Origin of the sequence: Deinococcus cellulosilyticus NBRC 106333 = KACC 11606, from assembly GCF_007990775.1 — a bacterium.
In the GTDB taxonomy this organism is placed as follows: domain Bacteria; phylum Deinococcota; class Deinococci; order Deinococcales; family Deinococcaceae; genus Deinococcus_C; species Deinococcus_C cellulosilyticus.
In genome coordinates, this window is the sequence record NZ_BJXB01000049.1 from 1 (window position 1) to 22,500 (window position 22,500).

A 22,500-nucleotide genomic window follows, 5' to 3' on the forward strand; every position below is an offset into this window, starting at 1 on the left:
TACGGATGCCCCGATGTGTCAACACCTCAAAACCAACCTTTTGATCATCCCAGTAATCCAGCGTCCTGAACGGCGAAATTTCACCCAATGTGATTGCATCATCAAGAATTTGTCTATACAGATTCTGTGGTTCGTGGGTCCCTTTTGGAGATTTCAGGCTGTGCTAGGCTGAGACATGCGTTTGAGAATCCTGTTTTTTGCGCGTCTGAAAAGAGAAATGGGCGTTGATGAACTCAGCTTTTCTGCCCCTGCAGATTCCACGGTCAGGGCACTGGCAGATCTTTTGCAGGAGCGGTACAGCATTGATTTAAAGGGCTGCATGGCTGCTGTGAACGAGAACTATGTGAAGCCCGAGCATGTGCTCAGAGAGGGCGACGAGGTGGCTTTTCTGCCTCCTGTGGCAGGAGGGGCCTATGATCCCAATGACTTTGAAGAGTGCATTGTGACCTCTCGCCCCCTCAAACTGACGGAAGCTTTCGAATACCTGGCCCGGCCAGAATGGGGCGGACAGGCGTTCTTTACAGGGACAGTGCGTTCACCCAACAAGGGGGTGGAGATTGCATATCTGGAATATGAAGCCTTTGCGCCCATGGCCATCAGGGTGATGCGCCAGTGCATTCAGGAAGCAAAAGAACAGTTTCAGCTGGGTGGCGTATATATAGCGCACCGAACAGGGCGGGTGCATCCCGGCGAACTGAGCATCATTGTGGGCGTGGGAAGTGCCCACCGCAGAGCAGCCCTGGAAGCCTGTGACTTTCTGATTGAACAGCTGAAAGTCCGTTTGCCGGTCTGGAAACTGGAACGGTCCACCTCGGGTGAAGAGTGGGTGGAGGGGTCCACCAGCGTGGAGACCCTCTAGGGCTCCTTGCTTGCTGTGGTGTAAAGGCGGTCTGCCACCAGAAACATCACGGTCACCAGAGCCATCACCAGAGCGATCACACCCCAGGTGGGATGGGATTGAATCTGGATGCCATTGAAAACAGAGTGCAAAACAATGCCGATGCCCAGTCCCAGGGGCACGGCATATTTGTTGTGGTTGCGCATGCGCTGGTATCCCAGGGCAAAACCCCACGGTGCAGTGAAGAGCACATGGCTGCTCATGGTGATGAGGCCCCGGACCAGCAGAACTTCCATTCCAAAGGAAACCCCATAGAAGATGTTCTCCATCAAGGCGAAACCCAGGGCTGCGGTCATGCTGTAGATCAGGCCATCGATGAATTCATCAAAGTCGCGCTCCTTGACCACCGTGCGGGTGGCAAAGTATTTGAGCAGTTCCTCGACCACTGCAATAAAGATGTAGAGGGCCATGCCTGTCAGGGCCGTTTGCATGCTGAGTTCAAATAGGGCTGCAGGCAGGTAGGCAAAAGCACCATAAAGAAAAGTGCGAATCAACAGACGCACCGGTTCAGGTTTGGGGTCACGCCTCCAGAAGAACCAGAACCAGAAGAAGGTGGGCAACAAGACCCCCAGGACAAACCACAGGATCTGCAGCACACTGACCGACACACCAGCCCACATGGTGATCAGCATAACAAAGACAGCGAAAGCTTGCGGCTTTCGCTGTCTGGGGTGTTGCAGAGAATTGTGCTCAGTGGCGTTTTCTGGGGTCGAAAGCATCACGCAGACCGTCACCCACAAACTGCCAGGCCGTGATGGCCAGCAGAATGAACACACCAGGGATCAGGGTCCAGGGGCGGCCCGTGATGGATTCGAATCCACCATCCTGTGCCAGCTTCAGCAGGCTTCCCCAGGAGGAGTAAGGTTCCACCACACCGATCCCCAGGAAGCTCAGACCGGACTCTTCCAGAATGAAGCCAGGGATCAGCAGGGAGATGATCACGATGGTGTAGCTCAGGGTGTCAGGCAGCATGTGGCGTCCGATGATGCGGGTGCTGCCCGCGCCCAGACTGACTGCAGCCTGCACGTAATCCAGTTCGCGGGTGCGGAAAAGCTGGCTGCGCACGGCACGGGCAATGCTGCCCCAGCCCACAAAAGCCAGAATGGCCACGATCACGTAAAGGATGAACAGGGGGTCCATCTCGATGGGAAAGAGGGCACGCAGGGTGAACAGCAAAAAGAGGGTGGGAATCGCTGCCAGCACCTCGACAAAACGCATGATCACCGTGTCCACCCAGCCACCAAAGTAACCGGCGATGCCACCCATGATCAGGCCCAGCAGCACAGAGAAGATGGTCGCCAGAATGCCGATGGTCAGGCTGATGACTGAGCCGTACATGATGCGGCTGAACTGGTCGCGTCCCAGGTTGTCCGAGCCCCACAGGTAAATCTTCTGATCGCCTGTCACTCCGAAAAGGTGGAGGTCACTCTTGAACAGGCCCAAAATTTTGTAGGTGGCGTCAGGGCGACGCACAAAAAAGAGAATCTCGTTTTTCTGGGTCTTGTCTTCGGTGTACTCTTCCCGGAAGGTTTCCAGGTTGGTTTCCCGTTTCAGGCTGTAAACGAAGGGGCGGGTCAGTTTCCCATTCTCATCGACAATGTGGATCTTGGCGGGTGGAACCCAGGTCACACGGTTCGCACCAGAATCATAGTCGTCTGGACGGTAGGGGGCCAGGAAGCCTGCCAGCAGGGCCATCAGGTACAGCACACCCAGAATCCACATGCCTGCCCGGGCCATGGGGTGCTTGAGAAACTGCTTCCAGGCAATTTGCCACAGGCTGAGGGAGGTCTCCTGAGCCTTTTTTTGTTTTTCGGTGTTCCGCATCACTTGACTCATAGTCTACCTCAGTTGTACCGGATGCGCGGGTCCACGGCGGCCAGCAGGATGTCTGAGAGCATGTTGCCCACGATGTACAGGATGGTGGTGAGGGCTGTGGTGGACATCAGGACGTACAGGTCCTGGGTCTGCACTGCTTCGAGCAGCAGCGGGGTGAGACCGGGCCACGCGAACACCACTTCCACAAAGCCTGCACCACTGAGGAAAGCAGGGAGCAGACCACCAAGACCAGCCACGATGGGCAGGATGGCGTTGCGGAAAGCATGCTTGTACATGATCTTCTGGTAAGCCAGACCTTTGGCGCGGGCAGTCCGCATGTAATCCTGACCGAGCACTTCCATCAGCTGGGCACGCAGCACGCGGCTTTCACTGGAGATGGAACGCAGGGCCAGAATGATGCTGGGCACCAGGGAGTGGATGAACACATCCCAGGCATAACGCGCCGGAGTGGGGTCCACCAGGTTGGAACTGGACTTTCCGCTGATGGGCATGTCCCAGCCGAAGTTCTGCTGGGTGATCAGCAGCACGTAGATGGCCAGCAGGGAAAAGAAGAAGGAGGGAATCCCGAGGCCAAAGTAGGAGAAGATGGAGAAGAAACGGTCCAGGAAGCTGTAAGGACGGGTGGCACTGTAGATGGCCACAGGAATGGCAATGGCATAGCTGAGGAGCAGACTGAAGATCACCAGGATCATGCTGTTCCACATGCGGGGGGCCACCAGGTCCCACACAGGACGGCTGGAGTGGCTGAAGGAAATGCCAAAATCCCCTCTGAGGAAGTTGGTGAACCAGAGCCAGAACTGCTCGAGGTAGCTCTTGTCGAGACCAAACTTCGCTTTGAGGGCTTCAAGGGCCTGCGGGGTGACAGATGGATTTTCCCGGAACTGGGTCAGGAAGTCGCCGGGTGCAGCCTGGATGATGACGTACACAAAGACGGTGGCGAGCACGAAAGTGGGGATCAGTTGCAAGAAGCGCCTGATCAGAAATTGCAGCATCGGTGGTTGCTCTCCTTTCAAAACCACTGCGCGAGGCCAAAACCCCTCGCGCAGTGGTGGATTGAGTGACGTGGGTTTTTACTTGCTCAGCCAGGTTTGAACGATGTTGCGCACACCGTAGTAAGTGCTGGCCCACAGCGGAGTAGCAATCTTCTTGGGGAACTCGCCCTGAACGCGGCTGTCCCAGGCGTAGTGTGCACCGACGCTCACCAGGTAGATGTTGCCCAGGTTTTCAGCCTGCAGCTGCTGGATCTTGAAGGCGATGGCCTTGCGCTTGGCGGTGTCGAACTCCTTGCGGCTCTGGAGGTACAGGTTGTACATCTGGGATTCCCAGGGAGCAACACACTTCTTGGAAGAGTTGTAGTTGTTCAGGTCGCCACCGCACTGCAGCATGGAAGCCACACCAACGGGGTTGATGAAGCCACCGCCACCGATGCCGCTGATGGCAGCATCAAATTTGCGGTCCAGTTTGGCAGCATCAGACTCTGGTCCAACAGTGTCCAGCAGCTGGTTGAAGGGGATGAAGTTGGTCTTGATGTCCACACCCACCTTCTTGGCTTCGTCGGCGAAGACGCGAGCAATCTGCTGGCGGCGGATGTTTTCAGAGTTGGTGATCAGGGTGAAGGAGAGCTTGCGGCCCTTGCTGTCAGCGAGGATGCCATCTTTGCCCTTCTTGAAGCCCATCTGGGTCAGCAGTTTGACTGCGCCAGCGGGGTTGTACTTGTACTTGTCAACGTTGGGGGCAACCCACTCGGAGTACAGGGGGTACACGCTGGTCCAGGCAGCGAAGCCGAATCCACCGAGCACCTGGTCGATGATGGCTTCTTTGTTGATCAGCATGCTCATGGCCTGACGGAAGCGCTTGTCACGGAACCAGGTCTGCTTCACAGGATCGCTGGACTTGTTCATGTTGAAGTACAGCATGTCGGAGGAAGCAGCAGGGCCGGTGTTGGCCATGATTTCAACGTCCAGTTTGCCTGCCTTCTTGGCATCTGCAAGCTGGGACAGCTGGTCACGGTTCACAGGAACAAAGAGGTCCGTGTTGCCTGCAAGGAACTGGGCCAGGTCAGCGTTCTGGTCAGGAACGATGTTGTACTGGATGCGGTCGATGTAGGGCAGGGCTCTGCCAGCGGTGTCCTTGTTCCACTTGCCGAAAGCAGGGTTCTTGGCGAAGGTCACGCGCTCGCCGAGGACATAACGCTCCAGCTTGAAGGGACCGGAAACCACGATGTCTTTGGGATCGGTCTTGAGGTCCCACATGGCTTTGACGCCTTCAGCACCTTTGGACTTGTAGACAGGCCAGAACACATGGGAAGGCTGGGGGGAGAAGTAGGAGATGGTCTCCAGGTTCTGCACAGCCTTGCTGGGGAAGGTGATGGAGAAGCTTCTTTCACCGAGCTTCTTCCAGGTGACCTTCTTGTCGCCGTCGTAGAAGTAGGAGTACAGACGGGAACCCACTTTTTCGTCAGCGTGGATGGTGAAGGTGTTCAGGAAGTCATCGGCGACGATGGGCTTGCCGTCGGACCATTCCAGTTCAGGACGGAGGGTGAACGTGAAAGTACGGCCATCTTTGGAGATGGTCATCTTGTCAGCCATGTAAGGCTCGTACTCGTAGGTGTAGGGGTTGGGGCCAATCAGTGCGCTGGTGATGTCGTGAATCTCAGGCACTGCAGGGCGACCATCGAAAGTGAAGGGGTTGAAGGTGTCGAAGTCCTTCAGTTGGGTCAGGCGGAGGGTACCGCCGGTCTTCACATCACTGGGCTTGCTGACAGTCTGGTCAGCGGGCCAGACCACGGGAGCAGCGAGGGAGGTAGACATCAGCGCTGCCATTAAAACGATCGTCTTCTTCACACATCCTCCTTGTAGCAGTGAATACTGACGCTAAAAATGACGCCAGTATAAAGTTGTCTACTTCCGCGATTCTAACACGGCTGAAGTAGGGAATGTCAAATTGCCAATCAGCTGCGCTTAAGCATTTCTTGATGGGATTCGAACGCTACACTCACGGAGCACGTTCTGGCAAGGGACAAAGTGCTTATTGTGTGGGACACACAAACCACCCGAACACCGCAAAAGATTTCTTGAAAGTTGAGGGTTTTGAAGGGGGTTTTCTTTTGAATTTTTTCAGGGAAATTCCATCTTATGGGTAAGAAACAGCAAGTTCAGGATAAGATGTGGGATTGGTGCCTCAAGGGCACCCTGCAAAACTTCTCCAAATGAAAAAGCGGAGAACAGGTCTCCGCTTGAGAAGGCAGGAAAGGATCAGTGGCTGCCGCAACCGCCGCCCGTTTCGGCATTTTTGCCATCGGTGCGGAAGGAGTGGCCACAACCACAACTGCTGGTGGCGTTGGGGTTGTTGACGGTGAAACCGCCCCCCATCATGTTTTCCACGTAGTCCACCTGTGAACCCTGCAAGAGTTCGATGCTCATGCGGTCCACGATCAGTTTGATGCCACGGTCCACCACGATGGTGTCTCCCTCGAGTTCCCGGTCATCAATGGCCATGCCGTACTGGTAGCCACTGCACCCGCCACTCTTGATGAACACCCGAACGCCTGCACCGGGTTTGTTGCTGCGCTCAAGAATTTCCTGCGCTTTGAGGGCGCCTGTTTCTGAAATGCTGATGGCCTGGATGGTCGTGCTCATGTTTCCAGAGTAGCACCCCCACGCTTTTCAACTGTGAACAGCACCACTCCCTGTCCATCATTCAAGTGACTCTGAAGGTGACGGCGAAGTGGGCATGAAGAGGGCAGGTGAAACACATCAGGCTTCACATCTTGCAGCAGGGAAGGAGGGACATGTTTTAATGGGCCCATGACCCGTCCTGCGTTCGAGAACATTCAACAGTTGCTTGCAGACCAGCAACTTGATGGCTGGCTGTTTTATGATTTCCAGGGCCTCAATCCCCTGGCCCTCAATGTGCTGGGCATTCCCAGAGAAGCCCACCTGACCCGCAGGTTTTTTGTGTGGGTTCCCAGAGCGGGAGAGATCACGGTCTTGCACAACAGCATTGAAGGAGGTACCTGGAAAACCCTTTCTCAGGACTGGAAGGTGACCCTGAAGGCCTACAGAGGACATGCAGACCTGCAACCCCTGCTGGAAGCACTGGTGAAGCCTGGCATGAAAGTGGCCATGGAATACAGTCCGATGGGAAGTGTGCCTTACGTGGGCCGTGTGGACGCCGGTACCATTGAACGCATCCGTGCCCTGGGTGCTGAAGTGGTGAGCAGTGCCGACCTGCTGCAACATTTCTTCAAATGGTCTGCAGAAGATCTGGCCTCACACCAGCGCGCTGTGGCTGTATTGATGGCTGCCAAAGACGCTGCATTTGAATTCATCCGGGCCAGGGTCAAACTGGGGCAGGAGGTGGATGAGCTTTCCGTGCAGTCGGTGATCGGTGAGGAGCTGCGCCGTGGAGGACTGCAGTTTGACCATCCTCCCATTGTGGGTTTTGCAGCTCATGCAGGAGATCCTCATTACGCACCGAACCCCGAAGGCAACCGGACCCTGCAAAAAGGGGACTGCATTCTGCTGGACCTGTGGGGGCAGGAAGAAGGCCGACCTTATGCAGACGTCACCTGGATGGGCTTTTATGGAGAACCCTCTGCAGAGTTTATGAGAGCCTGGGAAGCTGTCAAAGGCGCACGTGACCTGGCCCTCAGAGACATCAAAGCCGGAAAGCAGGGATGGGAGCTGGATTTTGCTTCCCGCCAGCTGATCTCAGAAGCAGGTTATGCAGAAGCCTTCACCCACAGGCTGGGACACAGCCTGGGCGTGCAGCTGCATGGTCCCACCGCCAATCTGGATGATCTGGAAACCCGGGACACCCGCACCCTGCTGCCTCATCTTGCTGTGACCATCGAGCCTGGAATCTATCTCCCTGAGAAAAACTTTGGCATTCGCAGTGAAGTCAATGTGGTTTTGCAGGAAGACGAAGCCCTGGTCACCACACCTGTGCAGCAGGACCTGATTTTCATTTGAACCGCACTCACCTGAACAGCAATTGCTGACCCTGAGCCCCTGTGTCTTCTGAGACCAGGGGTTTTGTGGTTGTGGAATCTGATGGTTTTTCTGAAAGAGCTGGAAATTTCAGAGGAACCAGCTTGGCATCTGGGAAAGTGGTGGGAATGGGGATGGGTCGGTAAGTGCCTGGGCGGTAATTGGGCAGAGGCTGTGGACGCTGCTGCAAGGAGAACTTCCGGGCCTGCAGATCAGGCAGCACGGGCAAGGTCAGTTGTTTCTGGATCGGCCAGACCAGATTTTTTTCTCTACAGCAGACTGCAGAAAGATCTGCTTTCACCTCTGGCAGGGCAGGGGTCATCTGGGCGCCGGCAATAGAGAAAAGGGTCAATAAAGTCACAGGCAATTTCATGGCTGTCCTCCTTCTTCACAGTAGAGCTGGCCCTCAGAAAGATGGATGAAATTCTTTTGAGAATTCAAAGGAGCATGTTCTTCCTTTAAGCAGAAACGTTTTGTGGTAAGCTGCTTCATCTTTTCTGCTCAAACATCTTGAATGGAGGAAAAGACCTGCTCAAACCAGATGGAACGAATCAAATAGTTTACAAATTCTATCAATAATGGTGTTTGCAATAAGGAGCCCCATGCCCTGGTTGATTTCCCCTGACCTTCCTCAGGAGGTCCAGTCCCAACAACAAGCCTTCCTGGAAAAACTTGATCTTGACCTGCAAGATCCCTCCACAGACCGCAACGTGCTGGTTCGGGATTTGCTGGCACAATTCCTTTATGGCAGAAGCCATTCAGAAATCGAAAAGACCCTGCCTCTGCTGGCCTTGCAACTTGATCCCAGAAACATCACTTTTGAAGCAGAGCACTATGCAGCCACCGATCCCGAAAAGTTCAGGCGGGTCAAACCCCTGCTGTGGCTGTGGAAAAATCTGGACCTCTCCCCTGTGGGCCAGAACCCTGCCTTTGCCCTCCCCTTCAGGGCAGTGCTTGCGAAACACATCTTTAAACGGGTGGGAAAAAACTTCAAATGCTGGCAGAACGTGGAATTCAGTGTGGGCTACAACATGGAGGTGGGAGACGGTGTGGTGATCCACCGGTATGCCTTTCTGGACGACATTGGAGGCATTGAACTCGGAGACGGGGCTTCTGTGAGCGATTACGTGAACATATACAGTCACACCCACAGCGTCATTGACAGTCCAGATGTCACCCTCAAAAAGACCACCATCGGCAGGGGGGTGCGCCTGACCTACCACAGCACCATCCTGGCAGGCAGCATCATCAGTGATGATGCCCTGGTTGCCACCCATGCTCTGGTGCGTGGCCGGGTGGAACCCCACGGCATTGCCATGGGCCTGCCTGCCCGCACCACCCGGTTCAAGATGCGAGAGGGGCAACAGAACCATCAGGTGGATGCCCGCATCCATCCTGAGCCAGAAGCCCGCAAAGCCAACCCTGACTTTCCAGATCCCACCCCAGCGCAAACCCGCAAGCCTGGAGAACTGGAAAGCTGAAAAAAGACCCTGAACTTTCAGGGTCTTTCTTTTGAGATGACTCAGGCCAGAACGGGTTCTTCCTTCCAGCTTTTTAACGCCGCGTGGGCAGCCGCAAGGCGGGCAGACAGCAGGCGGAAGGGACTGCAACTGACGTAATCCAGCCCCACCTGGTGGAAGAAGGCGATGGAGTGTTTCTCTCCTCCGTGTTCTCCACACACCCCGAGTTTGATGTGGGGGGCCTTGCGGCGGGCATCCTGCACCGCGAGGCGGATCAGGGAACCCACCCCATCTTCATCCAGGCGGGTGAAGGGGTCGAACTGCAAGATGCCCTTTTCCACGTAAGTGCCCAGAAAGCGGGCAGCATCGTCACGGGAGTAGCCGTAGGTCATCTGGGTCAGGTCATTGGTGCCGAAACTCAGGAAGTCAGCATTGCTGGCAAGCTGTCCGCCCACCAGGCAGGCCCTGGGCACCTCGATCATGCTGCCGATGGGCAGGTGCAGGTCATGGCTGGCCAGAACCTCCTCCACGATGTGCCGCACATAAGCCATTTCTTCCCCTGTTCCCGTCAGGGGAATCATGATCTCTGGACGTGGGCGCTTGCCCCGGGACAGCAGGTCACGGGTGGCCCGTGCGAGGGCGTGCACCTGCATGCAGATGATGCTGGGCCGGGTGATGCCCAGACGTGCCCCTCTGAGCCCCATCATGGGATTCACTTCATGCAGTTCACGGACCCGTTCGAGAAGCTGGCTGGACTCCTGAAATTCAAGTTCCTCTGTCTCTGAGCGCTCCTGCTGTGAAAGCTGGGTCACGCGCACCAGAAGTTCAGGCAACTGTGGCAGGAATTCATGCAGCGGGGGGTCCATCAGGCGCACTGTGACAGGGAGACCATCCATGGCAAGCAGAATGCCCTCAAAATCCAGGCGTTGCAGGTCCTGCAGGTCCCGCAGGGCTTCCAGTTCCTCCTGGGGGGTGGGGGCCAGAATCATTTTGCGAACCAGCGGAATGCGCTCCTCGGAGAAGAACATGTGCTCTGTGCGGCAAAGACCGATGCCCTGGGCACCGTTGTTCCGGGCACGTTCTGCATCCTGGGGGGTGTCGGCGTTGGCCCGCACTTCTAGCTGCCGGATGCCATCTGCCCAGCAGAGGAGTTCAAAGACCTCTTCTTGAACTTCGCCTTCCTGCAAGGGAAGTTCTCCCAGGAAGATTTCTCCGGTGGAGCCATTCAGGGTGATGGTCTCCCCTGCCCGGATCACCTGTCCACGCACCTTCATCAGGCCTGCTTCCCGGTCCACCCGCAGCTCATCTGCCCCCACCACCGCAGGACAGCCCATCCCACGGGCCACCACAGCAGCATGAGAGGTCATGCCCCCTCTGGCGGTCAGGATGCCTTGAGCGGATGCCATGCCGTGAATGTCCTCTGGACTGGTTTCCAGCGTGACCAGGATGCAGGGCTGTTCTTTTGCCACTTCAACAGCCTCATCTGCACTGAAGACCACCACACCCACAGCCGCTCCAGGGCTGGCAGGCAGTGCTTTGAGGAGGGGCGTTTTGCCATGTCCGGGAACCGGCTGGGGGTAGAGCAGCTGTTCCAGGGCATCCAGTTCGATTCTGGTCACGGCCTCTTCCCGGGTGATGCGGCCTTCCTGAACCAGATCCCGGGCAATTCTGAAGGCGGCCCGTGCAGACCGTTTTCCTGCACGGGTCTGCAGCATGTAGAGTTTGCCATCTTCAATGGTGAATTCGAAGTCCTGCATGTCCCTGAAATGGTCTTCAAGCAGTTGAGCAGTGGTCATCAGTTGCTCATACACTTCTGGGAGGTGTTTTTTCAGATCAGAGAGGGGCAGAGGGGTGCGGATGCCGGCCACCACATCTTCTCCCTGGGCGTTCAGCAGGAACTCTCCAAAAATCTCTTTCTGGCCCGAGTTGGGGTTGCGGGTGAAGCCCACCCCAGTGCCTGAAGTCTCGCCCAGGTTTCCGAAGACCATCACCTGCACGTTGGCGGCAGTACCCAGATCATCGGGAATGTGGTGCAGTTTTCGGTAGGTTGCGGCCCGTCTGTTGCCCCAGGATTTGAAGACCGCCAGAATGGCTTCCTGCAGCTGGAACTGGGGACTCTGGGGGAATTCAAATCCTGCATGCCGTTTGAAAATGCGCTTGTAGGTGGCGACCAGTTCGGTCAGGTCCTCTGCGGTGAGGCCCAGATCACTGTGCACCTCTCTGGAGGCTTTCAGGTCTTCCAGGGCGGTTTCAAAGTGGTGTCTGGGAATGCCCACCACCACATCTCCGAACATCTGGATCAGCCTGCGGTAGGCGTCCTGGGCAAAGCGGGCATCTCCGGTCAGGGTGGCGAGTCCTGCGACAACCTCATCGGTCAGGCCAAGGTTGAGGATGGTGTCCATCATGCCGGGCATGCTGAAACGGGCTCCCGAGCGGACACTGAGCAGCAGGGGACGCTCTGGGTTGCCAAACTGTTTGCCTGTCTGGTGCTCCAGTTGCTGCAGGGCGTCTTGCACGTCCTGCCAGAGGTTCACCGGGGTCTGGCGGTGCATGTAGTACGAGCGGCAGGCATCGGTGGTCACGGTGAATCCGGGGGGCACCGGCAACCCCAGAGCGGTCATGGCAGCCAGACCTGCCCCTTTGCCTCCCAGCTGGTCTTTGCCGAGACCTTGCGCTTCAGAAAAAGTGTATACGTGTTTCATGCTTTCCTACCTCCCAGAGCGGTTTGTGTATGGACTTTAGATAGGTTTACTCTAGATGGTTTATTCCAGATCATTTCCACTGCACATCGGTAAACCATTTTCCAGCCCACAGATGCCCCTGCCAGAGAGGAAGTTTTGAAAGGCATGGTTTACAGCAGGGGTTATTGTCTGACAGACATTTATTCAGAATGGTAAACCATCAGGAATGCTGTCAAAAAACGCCTCTGGTTCGCAGAACCCATGGGTTCCAGATGTCTTTTTTATACTCAGTTTAAGTGGTATAGACAATAAAGTCTTGGGTAAACACCCACCACAGCACCCTGTTCAACCCGGAAGGCTCAGTGAAACGGGCATTTTCCGGGTTCAAACCCGGGTTTCAGCTCGGCATCGTCATAACTCTGGTGAAACTGGGGACTGGTGGAACCCGAAATGGGAGGCACAATCCAGCTCCAGCGGGCCTTCACTTCCCGACCTGCCTGCTTCTCTCTGGCACAGAAACGCTCAAAATGCTCTGCCACCGTGTGGTGATCGGTGACCTTCACTCCAGCACGCTCAAAAGAATAAAGCACGGCCTCATGCAGTTCGACCAGGGCCCGGTCCTTCCACAGGTTGCGGTGCCTGCGGGTGTTCAGCCCCATGCGGGTCGCCACCTCAGGCAGCAGGTTGTATCTGTCCACATCTCCAAAATTGCGGGCAGCAATCTCTGTCTCCACATACCAGCCATTGAAAGGGGCACAGCTGTACTCGATCCCTCCAGCAGAGAACACCATCGAACTGATGGCCGGAACAGCATGCCACTTCAGGCCCAGTTCCCTGAACCAGGGCAAGGTGGGATGCACAATCTCCACCTCCAGCACAGCCTCCCGTGGAAGTTCAAACAGCTGGACTGCACACCCAGGAACCTCGAGGGCCAGAGGCAGCACATCAAAAGGGGTTCGGTGCTCTGGAGGGGTCCAGCCCAGCTGGATCAAGTGGTCAGTGAGCTGCCGGTTTCTTGGATCTCCCAGACCATCTCCATACCCTGCATAACGGATCAACTGGTCATTGTGCACCCTCACCCCGGGCCGGAACACCGTGATGGTCGGGCGGATGTTTCCTCCATGGGTTGCAAAAAGCAGGTGCTGAACCAGTGCATCAAACACCTGCCGGGGTGTGGACAGGTGACGGCCATCCTGCAGGTGCAGGTATTGCCAGTAATTGCGTCCCACACACCTGACACTGTTGCGCCAGGCCACTTTCGCTGCATAAAGCAGCTCTGCTGCAGAAGGCTCAAAATGCCCCAGGCGTTCCACTTCTGCAAGACGGGCTTCCAGACCCGGAAGATGGTTTTCCAGGTGGTACAGGCGCAAAAACGCCAGGGTGTCAGGATGAACGGCAGTCAGCACCGTTTCATTGTTTTCTTTCCAGAAAGGAGATTTGTCCCGAAGCTTCATGAAACACAAGCCCAGCACACAAAAATTCCCCCGGGGGTCACCCGGGGGTTGCACACTCCTTGAAGTGGAGACGAATGGCTGGAGGAGAATCAAACTTGAATCGGTGGGTCAGATGGAGGAATCAGGCTGGAGGGAGTGGGCTCAGTACATCTGGTTCAGGGCGCTGACATCCCCGGCGTGCAGGGCTTCACGCTGTCCGATGGTGTTCACAGAGACGCCGTTCTTGGGCACGATGGTGTAACCGCCGTTGGAGCTGAAGGCCTTGGCCCCGTAGTGCATCACGCTGTTGTAGTTGTAGCTGCCGTAATCCTTGTAGGCTTCACCGCAGGCCTTGTTGAAGTTGCCAGAGTAACCGCTCTTGATGTTGGCCCACAGGATGGTGACAAAGCTGTCCCGGTCACAGCGGCTCTGCTCGTGCAGCAGACCTGCTGCGTGGCCCATCTCGTGCTGGATCACACCTTTGCTGAAGCAGCTGAGCCTGAGTTGCTGTGCGCCACCTTTTTTGCCGATGCTGCTGCTTCCGCAGGCATTGGGATCGGTTTCCTTGGTGAAGACCACACGGTCACCCGCAGCGGGGCTGTAGTACCACTTCACATCGCTCACGCGGCTGTTCCAGTCGGTGATGGCGGTCAGGATGTTGTTCTTCTGGGTGCTGGTCAGGGTGCCGTCATAAGAGTAGTAGATCTTGCCAGAGGGCCAGCGGTTGTCGGTGTAGCTCCAGCAGGTGATGAATTCGAAAGAACAGTACTTGGTGATGCCGACCCCGTTCTTGTCCACTTCGGGCGTACTGAGGTAAGCCTCGTACTTCTGGAAGAGGCCAGAGAGCTCGTCGCTGTTGGCCACGATCACATCGTCGTCGGTTTTCACGATGCCGTCGTACTCAGTGTAAGAGAAGGTTTCACCGTTGCTGAAGGTGTGGCTCTTGACGGACATTTCCTGGTTCTGGGCGGGGGTGGTTCCGCAAGAGGCGAGAATGAGGCTGCCGAGGATTCCTGCTGCGATGAGGTTTTTGCTGTTCATGTTGAGCTCCTTGAAAGTGGGTTTCTGATCTCGCGGTGAACCGCTGGAGGGAGTGATGCTGTTCTGGAGGGCCCTCTGTGGGGGTTCGTCCCGTCTGATGAATAGAGCATAGAAGACCCCCCATGAAGCAGCCCTGAACGAAGCATGAACGGCTTTCACGCCAGATCAAAAACGTTCATTCATCGTTCAACACGCAAAATTTTCATCCACATCATCTTCATGGTTGTAACTGAACTGTTCACGGTCACCCCGAAGTGTTCATGGATGCACTATCCTGAGGGAAATGCACTTGCGGACACTAGGGAAACTTCAGATCACGGGCGTCAAGTTCCACCGTGAAAAACCCCTCCTCCTGGTGGCATACCTCGCCATAGAAGGGAAAAAACCCAGGCGGCACCTCGCAGAACTCTTCTGGCCTGAGGCCAGTGACCCCATGAATTCCCTGGCTGTGGCCCTCACCAAACTCCGCAAACTCGGTGTGATTTACGCCAATGAACATGAGGCAGGCACAGAAGTGCAGTGCGATGCCCAGGAACTCCTGAGGTTCCTGAGCCAGCATGACTTTGCTGCAGCACGCGCCCTTTACCAGGGTGCATTCATGGATGGCGCAACCCTGACCGATCTGGGGGAGGAACTTGAAGAATGGGTGTTCTCCACCCGTGAACGCCTCGCTGTGGCCATCCGCAGCGCCTTCCTGGAATGCGCAGAGCAGGAAAGCAGCCGGGGCAACCTGAAAGAAGCAGCGAAGTGGGCTGAAATGGCCTACAAACCTGTCGGAGCTCCCCCTGCAGAAGTGCAGGACCTGATGCGACTGCACCGCCTGCTGCTCGGAGGCCAGAACCCTCTGGCGGCCAAAGTTGCAGAAGAAGCCTCAGACTATGGGGTACAGCTCCAGACTGTAGGGAGCATGCGGGAAACCTCTGTGCAACAAGCCATTGGTTTTCTGGAACAGGGTTTGCCGCAGAAAGTTCTTGAGGTTCTCAAGGACCTTCCTGCAGATGAAGAAATCACCTTGCTGAGAACGAAAGCCCTGGAGCGCAGTGGCAATTACCGGGAAGCCATGCGGATGTTCAACACATTGCCAGACAATCCAGAACATCTGGGACTGAAAAGTTCATTGTTCTGGAGGCTGGGACAGCCTGAAAAAGCCAGAAACGCTGCCGAAGAAGCCCTGATGTCTGGCTCTGAAGCGCGTGCTGAGGGCCTGAACACCCTGGGACATCTGGCAAGTTCATCAGGAGACTATGAAACGGCTGAGAAGTACTTCAGAAGGTCCTCTGCCCTGTGGTCCACCCTGCCGGATCGGGACCGTTCAATTGGCGTCATGAGCAACCTGGCTGTCACTCAAGTTCTGCTGGGCCAGGACATCAATCAGTCCTTTGCTGAAGTACTGGCAGTGGCTGAGGGCAATGCCCGCCAGTATGCCCGGGTGTTGCTGAATTTTGGATGGGTCAAGGAAAAAGCTGGACTCCTTGATGAAGCCCTTCAGAGTTTTCAACAATCTGCAGATCTGGCTTCCGAGATTCAAAGCCTGGACACTGCACTCAGGGCATGGAACAACCTTGGAAAGATCTACCATGAACAGGGCAACAAAACGCAGGCCAAACTGGCTTATGACAATGCCCTGAGGTTTGCACGCAAAGCGGGAGAAGTCCTCTCGGCAGCCTTTGTGCTTGCCAACATTTCCGAACTGGAAGACAGCCCTGTGGCCCTTGAAGAGGCCATTTTGCTGCTGGAGCAGGCAGGCCACACAGAGTGGGCAAATGATTACCGGGACACCCTGAAAGCGTTCATGGAGCGTTCAGGGGCAATCAACGAGAATTAAGGCATGAAGAAGGACGGTCGATGGAACATGAAACACTGGTGGATGATTTTTGGTGTACTGCTCGCAAGTTGTGGGGCTCAGGTTGCTCCTGTGAAAGAGGCTCCCGCAGAGATTGCCCAGGTGAACCCTCAGGCCATTTTGCCTCTGAAGCTCTCCTCAACATGGGCGAGCCCCAATGAAACCCTGACGGGCACCATCAATGCCACCACACCCACCACAGGCACTGCATATGTCATTTATCAAAACCAATTGAACACCAGTTTGCAACTCACCTCCACAGCAACATTTATTGGGTCTGGAAAACTGAAAATCACCATTCCACGGTCCCTCAGAGGAGGCCAGTGGAATGTGTACGTCTATTACGCCGGAAATTATTACCTCTCTGGTCTGAACGTGGCTGGATACGACACCAATGGGCAGTACATGATGCTGCTGCCAGGTTACGTCAGTGCTTCCACCATCATCACCCGCCTGAGTCAACTGGGTTACACCAATTACCAGATCATCAATCTCGCACAGCAGGGAGCAGACCTCGGCACCGGAAGCCTGTGCTCTGGAACCATGGTGGTGGTGAACACTGGACGCCCTGCAGGTGAAAGCATCAGCACCCTGCAACAGGGTTTCCCGGAAGCAGAAGGACATGTGGACCCCAAAACACTGCCCGGAGTTGAAGCCACTTCTGCTTATCCTGCACACCTGATCGCTGTTGGCGCTCCCGCGGCTTTCTCCAGGAATCTCAATGGTGCAGGCGTGGAAATAGCCATTCTGGACACAGGAGTCAATGCCATTTCTGGCACCACCCTCCTTCCCGGGCGTGATTTTGTGGCTGTTGATGACAACCCCGCAGATGAATTCATTGGAACAGGGACTTCAAATGGACATGGAACACAGGTGGCAATGCTTGCAGCAGGCAAGACTCAGGGGGTGGCTCAAGGTGCAAAAATTCGTGCGGTTCGGGTCTGTGATAAAGACGGCAAATGCGACATGGAAAAGGTCTTTATCGGGACATGCTGGGCACTTAAGAACGCTGTGGACCGCAATCGACTGGTCCTGAACCTGAGTCTGGGCAGCGAAACGCCAGTCAATCTGTTTGCCGACCTCTTCAAGGAAGCCAACAGTTATGGCACCCTGATTGCTGTTGCTGGTGGCAACCAGGGCCAGAAAGGCAACATTCCCCAGTACCCTGCAGGCTTTGCACCCAAAGTTCTGGGCATGGTTTCTGTCTCTGGTGTCAACGGCAACACCCCTGCTGCAGACGCCACCCGCGCCAACTACAACAGCATTGCTGCACCTTTCACCTTCCGCCTGCAGAACCTGCAGGGCAGCTTCAGCAGCTACGCTGGAACCAGTTTCTCCACCCCGATGGTCGCTGGTGCAATGGCCCTGTGGCGTCAGAAGAACCCCAGCTGGTCTCCTGCAGAAATCGTCAAGGACATGAAAGCAAAAGCCCGTGTTCCCTCTGGATGGGTCAGTGGTTATGGAACGGGCATTCTGGACATGAGTGTTGCTCCCTGATTCACCAGACAACAAATCAAAAAGCCTGCCCTTTGAAGGGCAGGCTTTCAAGTTTCAGCAAAGATCAAGCAGTGGGAATGATTCTGCAGGTGGGGTTGCTGTAAGGGCAACTTGCCTCCTGCGTGGGTTCGGACTTGAGGGTTGCGAAACCAAATGCACCTGCAGCAACACCGAAAATGGAAAGGGCCAGCACGATTTTCTTGAGGTTTTTCATGGATATATTCTCCTTTCGATTGAGCTGACTCAGTATATTCAGGAGAAAACCCATAAAAAATAGGGGGGTTTCCTGATTCAAAAAGAACTGGCATGTGCTGTATATGGGTTCATTCAGGTTGCAGGTGACCGCCGTTCTTGACTCTCTCTGGCATTCCCCCTAGAGTAAAGCATGATGTTGACCGCTCTCCCTCTTCAAAGCAGGCAAAGACGTTCGCCGTTTTTTGCTGCCCTGAGCGGTCCGTAGCCTAGAGAAGAAGCTACCGCCGCTCGCATTTTCATGGTGCGAGCGGCTTTTTTCATGTGAGGAGAACCATGCTGCAAGAAGCCAGAACACAGATTCAGCAAGCAGGAAACCTGGAAGCCCTGCAAACCGTGAAAACCCATTACCTGGGCAAGAACGGTGAGGTCACCAGACAGCTCAAAAGCCTGGGTGCCCTGAGCCCCGAAGAGCGCAAAGTCAAAGGCCAGGAGATCAATCTTCTGAAGCAGGAGATCGACGGCCTGATCTCTGCCCGCGAGGCCGAGCTCAAAGAAGCAGCCCTGCAGGCCAAGCTCGCCAGTGAGGCCATCGATGTGACCCTGCCTGCCCTGTCCCTGCCCAGTGGGGGCCTGCACATCATCACCCGCATTCTCGATGACCTGTCGGACATCTTCACCCGCATGGGCTACAACGTGGTGGAAGGCAATGAGATGGAAGATGACGCCTACAACTTCCAGCACCTCAACATCCCCTGGTACCACCCTGCCCGTGACCTGTGGGACACCTTCTGGCTGAAAGATGGCCGCCTGCTGCGCACCCACACCAGCCCCATGCAGATCCGCTACATGCTGGAGCACAGTGCTCCCCTGAAGATCGTGGTTCCCGGCAAGGTGTACCGCTATGAGGCCACCGATGCCACCCACGAGAGCATGTTCCATCAGCTTGAAGGTCTGGTGGTGGGAGACAACATCTCCATGGCCGACCTGAAAGGCACCATCGCAGAACTGGCCCGGGGTCTGTTTGGTCCGAAGGCAAAAGTGCGCTTCCAGCCCAGTTTCTACCCCTTCGTGGAGCCTGGTGCAGACTTCGCCGTGTGGTGGGAGAACCCCAGAGGCGAGAGCAAATGGCTGGAACTCGGGGGCTGCGGGATGGTCCACCCCAACGTTTTCAAGGCTGTCGATGACCTGCGGGAACAGCGTGGCCTGCCCCGCATGTATGAGGGCAAAACCGGATTCGCTTTCGGTCTCGGTCCAGAGCGCATTGCCATGCTGAAATACGGCATGCCCGACATCCGTTACTTCTACGCGAACGACCTGCGGGTGCTGGGGCAATTCAAGGGTGAACTGCAGTGATCAAGCTCAAAAAAGCCCTGATGGCCGCCCTGGCCACCCTGTCTCTGGGCAGCCTTTCAGCCCAGGCAGAAAGCTTTGTGCTGGTCTACCACCGCATCGGGGTTTCAGGCGGACTGACCCTGGGGCTGTCTCCAGAGGCACTTCAGAAGCAGGTGCTGGAACTCAAAGACCAGGGATACAGCTTTATTCTGGCCTCTCAGGTGAAAAGCTGCACCGGGCGCTGTGTGATCGTCACCATCGACGATGGGTATGAAGATGTGTACACCCAGGCGTTTCCTGCATTGAAAGAACTGGGCATTCCAGCCACCTTCTTTGTGATCACCGAAAAAGTGGGCACCGAGGGCTTTGTGACCTGGGAGCAACTGAAGGAGATGCAGGCAGCAGGATGGGAAATCCAGTCTCATACAGCCAGCCACGCCCGTCTGATCGACCTTCCTCCAGCTGAGATTCGTGCAGAGCTGCAAAAAAGCAAAGACACCCTGGAAGCAAATCTGGGAACCCCTGTTCCCTGTGTGGCCTATCCATACGGGTTGCATGACGCCCGCATCCGCAAAATCACTGCAGAGGTGTACGGTTGCGGTTTCGGGACCCTGTTTGGCCTGAATTCCAACTCCACCGATGAACTGGCGTATTACCGACCTTTCAGCAGCCCGCTGGATGACATGGGCATCCTGCCGTTCAGGGCCCAGACCGGGCTGGACCACACGGCCCTCTTCATGTTGCTTCCCCTGGCAGACTGGCAACTGGGTACACCTGTCAACACCCGGGATTCCAGCCTCAACCCTGCCCCCTACACCCTGCTGGGAGACATGGAATACCACCTGGATGTCGGCTGGGGACAGAGGCAACACACCCTCAAGTACCGCTCCCATGATTTCAGCGTCCAGGCTGACCTGCACCGGGGCATCCAGAGCTACAACGAAATCACCGCCAGTTACCACCTTGAACCCATCACCCTCGGGGTGGGTTACGGCAACGGTGGGGTTGTGCTCGGTGCCAGTGCCAACCTGCTCGATTACGGTGAAGCCTACGGCTACTACATGCCTTCGACGGCAGATTACGGGTTTGGGGCGGAGCTCCTTCCCCTTCCCTACCTGCGCCTGAAGACCAGTTATGGCAGCAAGGACGGACTGATGGGATCTGCAGAATACGCCCTGCCTTTCACCGAGGGAGAAGGCCGTCCCTTCCGCATCAATCTGGACTATGACCACCAGAAGTGGATGGTGGGCGGAAGTGCCTTCCTGGGCAGCTTCAAATTCAAAGTCTCCAGCGATTTCCGAACCACCGCAAAAGTCTCATTCTCGGCGCTCTGGTGAGCGCACGCTACAGAAGGTGAGCCCATGAAAATTCCTTACAGCTGGCTGAAAGAACTGCTTCCTGCCGTTCCGACTGCCCATGAACTTGAACCCCTGCTGGCCCAGCTTGGCCTGCCTGTCGAAGAAATCGTGGATGTTCCTGCCCCTCCTGCCGGAGTGCTTTACGGCGAGGTCCTCACCTGTGAGCCCATGGAAGGCACCCAGCTTCACAAACTGACCGTGAATGTGGGCGAGGAGCAGACCATCGTGACCGGAGCTCCCAACGCCCGTGCAGGGGTGGGTGTGGCTGTGGTTGCCCCTGGGGTCACCCTTGGAGAGGTCACTTACGGCATTCGCAAGATGCAAGGGATTGACTCCTGGGGCATGTGTGCGAGTGCCAGAGAACTCGGGATCGGTGAAGGGGCCAGTGGCCTGCTGCTGCTCCCTCTGGGCACGGCCCGTCCCGGTGTGGAACTGAAGGACCTCTGGGCTGCAGATGAAGTGCTGGATGTGGAGGTCACCCCCAACCGCGCCGATGCCCTGAGCGTGCTCGGGGTGGCCCGTGACCTCGCCGCCTATCTGAACCTGGAACTGGTGCTGCCCAGCAAGGGTCTGGAGCCCCAGGGGGCAGGCGAAGTCAAACTGACCGTCACCCAGGAGAAAACCATCCTGCACAAAGATCCCGAGAACAAACCCCGTCTGGGCTGTGACCACTTCGTGGCCCGAACGGTCAGCGGTGCCCAGAACGGTCCCAGCCCTCTGTGGCTGCAGCGTCGCCTGATGCTCTCTGGCATGCGTCCCATCAATGCCATTGTGGACATCAGCAATTACGTGATGCTGGAACTGGGACAGCCCACTGCTTTCTATGATGCCCGTGACCTGCCTGGCAAAGAGATCATGGTGAATTACTCTGGCAACGAGACTGCAAAAGCCCTCGATGGAGCAGACCATGAGCTGGTCGAAGGCCAGGATGCTGTCATTCGCAACGGCGAAGGGCAGGTCATTGGAATTGCAGGAATCATGGGGGGGCACCTGGGCCGCGTGGTGGATGACACCAGCGATGTGGTCATTGAGGCAGCGCACTTCGACCCCGTGCGTTTGCGCCGCACCTCCACCCGTCTGGGCCTGAAGACCGACGCTGTGTACCGTTATGAGCGTGGTGTGGACCCCAGCCTTCCCCTGTGGGCCGCAAACCGCATTGCAGAACTGCTCAGGGACGTGACCGGAGCCACCGTGCATGATGGGGCCACCATCGTGGACCACCGTGAACCCATTCAGGACATCCTGCTGGATGCTGATTACGCCCGCAGACTGCTGGGCCTGGACATCGACAACGAGACCATGGGTCAGGCAATGGAAAAACTCGGGGCAAAAGTGACCCTGGATGGGAACACCCTGCGGATCACCCCACCATCGTGGCGCATCGACATGCTGATCCCAGAAGATGCCATCGAGGAAATTGCCCGCATCTACGGCTACGACAAGCTGAACGAAACCCTCCCCACCCTCCAGGTGAACGAGGACAACATCGGGGCAGACCGGGAAAGCCGCCTGCGCCGCGAAGTGAAGCAGGTCTTCTCTGGCCTGGGCTTCCAGGAGGTGGTGACCTACACCTTCACCAACCTGGAAGAGGCAAAAGCGGCCCGCGCTCCCGAGCCTGTGGTGGAACTGCGAAACCCCCTCACCTCTGACCGCACCCACATGCGCACGGCCCTGTACCCCAGCCTCTTGAAAGTCGCCCAGACCAACAAGGACGAGGCCCGACTCCTGATCTTCGAAGTGGGACACATCTTCCCGAAAGAGGGTGAGACCGAGCGCCTTGGTGCCCTGATGCGTGGACCGCTGGCCACAGGCAACTGGCAGAAAGGCATTGCAAGCGACTTCTACACCTTCAAGGCCCTGCTGGAGGGTGTTGCTGCCACCCTCGGAGCAGACTTCCAGCTGAAAGCCGTCAAAGAGAATGCCCCCGAATACCTG

18 protein-coding genes (1 of these 18 only partly in view) are annotated in these 22,500 nt (G+C 56.3%); 8 read left to right on the forward strand and 10 right to left on the reverse strand.

The annotated features are described in order from the left end of the window. Positions 1–175: 175 nt before the first annotated feature. The gene (gene moaD, locus DC3_RS27390; protein WP_146891496.1) at positions 176–859 is read left to right on the forward strand and encodes a molybdopterin converting factor subunit 1; all 684 of its coding nucleotides are present in this window, start codon (positions 176–178) and stop codon (positions 857–859) included. Here the strand turns inward: moaD and DC3_RS27395 are convergent. From DC3_RS27395 to DC3_RS27415, 5 genes are all read right to left on the reverse strand, one after another. Continuing rightward, on the reverse strand, positions 856–1,518 hold the full coding sequence (locus tag DC3_RS27395; protein WP_186816302.1) for a PrsW family intramembrane metalloprotease: 663 nt from the start codon (positions 1,516–1,518) through the stop codon (positions 856–858). The two genes, moaD and DC3_RS27395, sit on opposite strands and share 4 nt — an antisense overlap. A 70-nt stretch (positions 1,519–1,588) precedes the next feature. Further along, on the reverse strand, positions 1,589–2,734 hold the full coding sequence (locus tag DC3_RS27400; RefSeq protein WP_246130830.1) for an ABC transporter permease: 1,146 nt from the start codon (positions 2,732–2,734) through the stop codon (positions 1,589–1,591). A gap of 8 nt (positions 2,735–2,742) precedes the next feature. Further along, positions 2,743–3,726 carry an ABC transporter permease gene (locus DC3_RS27405; RefSeq protein ID WP_146891502.1) on the reverse strand — a complete coding sequence of 328 codons (984 nt, stop codon included), beginning with the start codon at positions 3,724–3,726 and terminating at the stop codon, positions 2,743–2,745. A 78-nt stretch (positions 3,727–3,804) separates the two neighbouring features. Then, positions 3,805–5,544 (reverse strand): ABC transporter substrate-binding protein, encoded by a 1,740-nt coding sequence (locus DC3_RS27410; RefSeq protein ID WP_246130832.1) that lies wholly within the window; start codon positions 5,542–5,544, stop codon positions 3,805–3,807. A 444-nt stretch (positions 5,545–5,988) separates the two neighbouring features. Beyond that, a complete protein-coding gene (locus tag DC3_RS27415; protein WP_146891505.1) occupies positions 5,989–6,372 on the reverse strand; it encodes a HesB/IscA family protein in 384 nt (127 codons plus the stop codon). 168 nt (positions 6,373–6,540) lie between these two features. Between DC3_RS27415 and DC3_RS27420 the strand changes: the two genes are divergently transcribed. After that, positions 6,541–7,707, forward strand: a complete 1,167-nt coding sequence (locus tag DC3_RS27420; protein WP_146891509.1) for a M24 family metallopeptidase — start codon at positions 6,541–6,543, stop codon at positions 7,705–7,707. A 7-nt stretch (positions 7,708–7,714) separates the two neighbouring features. Here the strand turns inward: DC3_RS27420 and DC3_RS29450 are convergent, their stop codons facing one another. Further along, the gene (locus DC3_RS29450) at positions 7,715–8,098 is read right to left on the reverse strand and encodes a hypothetical protein (protein ID WP_186816303.1); all 384 of its coding nucleotides are present in this window, start codon (positions 8,096–8,098) and stop codon (positions 7,715–7,717) included. A gap of 229 nt (positions 8,099–8,327) precedes the next feature. On the opposite strand from DC3_RS29450, the gene DC3_RS27425 reads away from it, so the two are divergent. Further along, positions 8,328–9,206 (forward strand): acyltransferase, encoded by an 879-nt coding sequence (locus DC3_RS27425; protein ID WP_186816304.1) that lies wholly within the window; start codon positions 8,328–8,330, stop codon positions 9,204–9,206. A 41-nt stretch (positions 9,207–9,247) separates the two neighbouring features. Here the strand turns inward: DC3_RS27425 and ppdK are convergent, their stop codons facing one another. The 3 genes from ppdK to DC3_RS27440 form a co-directional block, all read right to left on the reverse strand. Next, entirely contained in the window at positions 9,248–11,887 is a 2,640-nt protein-coding gene (ppdK, locus tag DC3_RS27430; protein WP_146891512.1) for a pyruvate, phosphate dikinase, read from the reverse strand. 338 nt (positions 11,888–12,225) lie between these two features. After that, positions 12,226–13,272 (reverse strand): nitric oxide synthase oxygenase, encoded by a 1,047-nt coding sequence (locus tag DC3_RS27435; RefSeq protein ID WP_222594843.1) that lies wholly within the window; start codon positions 13,270–13,272, stop codon positions 12,226–12,228. Positions 13,273–13,461: 189 nt separating this feature from the next. Beyond that, positions 13,462–14,340 carry a M12 family metallopeptidase gene (locus DC3_RS27440; protein WP_146891518.1) on the reverse strand — a complete coding sequence of 293 codons (879 nt, stop codon included), beginning with the start codon at positions 14,338–14,340 and terminating at the stop codon, positions 13,462–13,464. Positions 14,341–14,623: 283 nt separating this feature from the next. On the opposite strand from DC3_RS27440, the gene DC3_RS27445 reads away from it, so the two are divergent. Next, positions 14,624–16,165, forward strand: coding sequence for an AfsR/SARP family transcriptional regulator (locus DC3_RS27445; protein WP_146891521.1), 1,542 nt, complete (start codon positions 14,624–14,626; stop codon positions 16,163–16,165). Between the two features lie 27 nt (positions 16,166–16,192). Beyond that, complete coding sequence (locus tag DC3_RS27450) at positions 16,193–17,680, forward strand: S8 family peptidase (RefSeq protein WP_186816305.1); 1,488 nt, start codon at positions 16,193–16,195, stop codon at positions 17,678–17,680. A 64-nt stretch (positions 17,681–17,744) separates the two neighbouring features. Here the strand turns inward: DC3_RS27450 and DC3_RS29455 are convergent, their stop codons facing one another. Continuing rightward, on the reverse strand, positions 17,745–17,894 hold the full coding sequence (locus tag DC3_RS29455) for a hypothetical protein (protein WP_186816306.1): 150 nt from the start codon (positions 17,892–17,894) through the stop codon (positions 17,745–17,747). Between the two features lie 314 nt (positions 17,895–18,208). On the opposite strand from DC3_RS29455, the gene pheS reads away from it, so the two are divergent. The 3 genes in view from pheS to pheT are tightly spaced (at most 24 nt apart) and all read left to right on the forward strand, a layout consistent with a single transcriptional unit that may run on beyond the window. Continuing rightward, positions 18,209–19,228, forward strand: a complete 1,020-nt coding sequence (gene pheS / locus DC3_RS27455; protein WP_146891527.1) for a phenylalanine--tRNA ligase subunit alpha — start codon at positions 18,209–18,211, stop codon at positions 19,226–19,228. After that, positions 19,225–20,544 (forward strand): polysaccharide deacetylase family protein, encoded by a 1,320-nt coding sequence (locus DC3_RS27460; RefSeq protein WP_146891530.1) that lies wholly within the window; start codon positions 19,225–19,227, stop codon positions 20,542–20,544. Before pheS ends, DC3_RS27460 begins: the two co-directional genes overlap by 4 nt. 24 nt (positions 20,545–20,568) lie before the next feature. After that, positions 20,569–22,500: the 5' portion of a phenylalanine--tRNA ligase subunit beta gene (gene pheT, locus DC3_RS27465; protein ID WP_146891533.1), read on the forward strand. Its footprint extends 447 nt past the window's final position; only the first 1,932 of its 2,379 coding nucleotides appear in the window; the start codon lies at positions 20,569–20,571; its stop codon lies off the right edge, out of view.

Bases quoted from the DNA above. Each gene is read 5' to 3' on its own strand.
- DC3_RS27410 (WP_246130832.1), bottom strand. From the start codon at position 5,544: ATGTCTACCTCCCTCGCTGCTCCCGTGGTCTGGCCCGCTGACCAGACT.
- ppdK (WP_146891512.1), bottom strand. From the start codon at position 11,887: ATGAAACACGTATACACTTTTTCTGAAGCGCAAGGTCTCGGCAAAGAC.
- DC3_RS27450 (WP_186816305.1), top strand. From the start codon at position 16,193: ATGAAACACTGGTGGATGATTTTTGGTGTACTGCTCGCAAGTTGTGGG.
- DC3_RS27395 (WP_186816302.1), bottom strand. From the start codon at position 1,518: ATGTGGGCTGGTGTGTCGGTCAGTGTGCTGCAGATCCTGTGGTTTGTC.
- pheS (WP_146891527.1), top strand. From the start codon at position 18,209: ATGCTGCAAGAAGCCAGAACACAGATTCAGCAAGCAGGAAACCTGGAA.
- DC3_RS27440 (WP_146891518.1), bottom strand. From the start codon at position 14,340: ATGAACAGCAAAAACCTCATCGCAGCAGGAATCCTCGGCAGCCTCATT.
- DC3_RS29450 (WP_186816303.1), bottom strand. From the start codon at position 8,098: ATGAAATTGCCTGTGACTTTATTGACCCTTTTCTCTATTGCCGGCGCC.
- DC3_RS29455 (WP_186816306.1), bottom strand. From the start codon at position 17,894: ATGAAAAACCTCAAGAAAATCGTGCTGGCCCTTTCCATTTTCGGTGTT.
- DC3_RS27415 (WP_146891505.1), bottom strand. From the start codon at position 6,372: ATGAGCACGACCATCCAGGCCATCAGCATTTCAGAAACAGGCGCCCTC.
- DC3_RS27405 (WP_146891502.1), bottom strand. From the start codon at position 3,726: ATGCTGCAATTTCTGATCAGGCGCTTCTTGCAACTGATCCCCACTTTC.
- moaD (WP_146891496.1), top strand. From the start codon at position 176: ATGCGTTTGAGAATCCTGTTTTTTGCGCGTCTGAAAAGAGAAATGGGC.
- DC3_RS27400 (WP_246130830.1), bottom strand. From the start codon at position 2,734: ATGAGTCAAGTGATGCGGAACACCGAAAAACAAAAAAAGGCTCAGGAG.
- DC3_RS27420 (WP_146891509.1), top strand. From the start codon at position 6,541: ATGACCCGTCCTGCGTTCGAGAACATTCAACAGTTGCTTGCAGACCAG.
- DC3_RS27425 (WP_186816304.1), top strand. From the start codon at position 8,328: ATGCCCTGGTTGATTTCCCCTGACCTTCCTCAGGAGGTCCAGTCCCAA.
- DC3_RS27445 (WP_146891521.1), top strand. From the start codon at position 14,624: ATGCACTTGCGGACACTAGGGAAACTTCAGATCACGGGCGTCAAGTTC.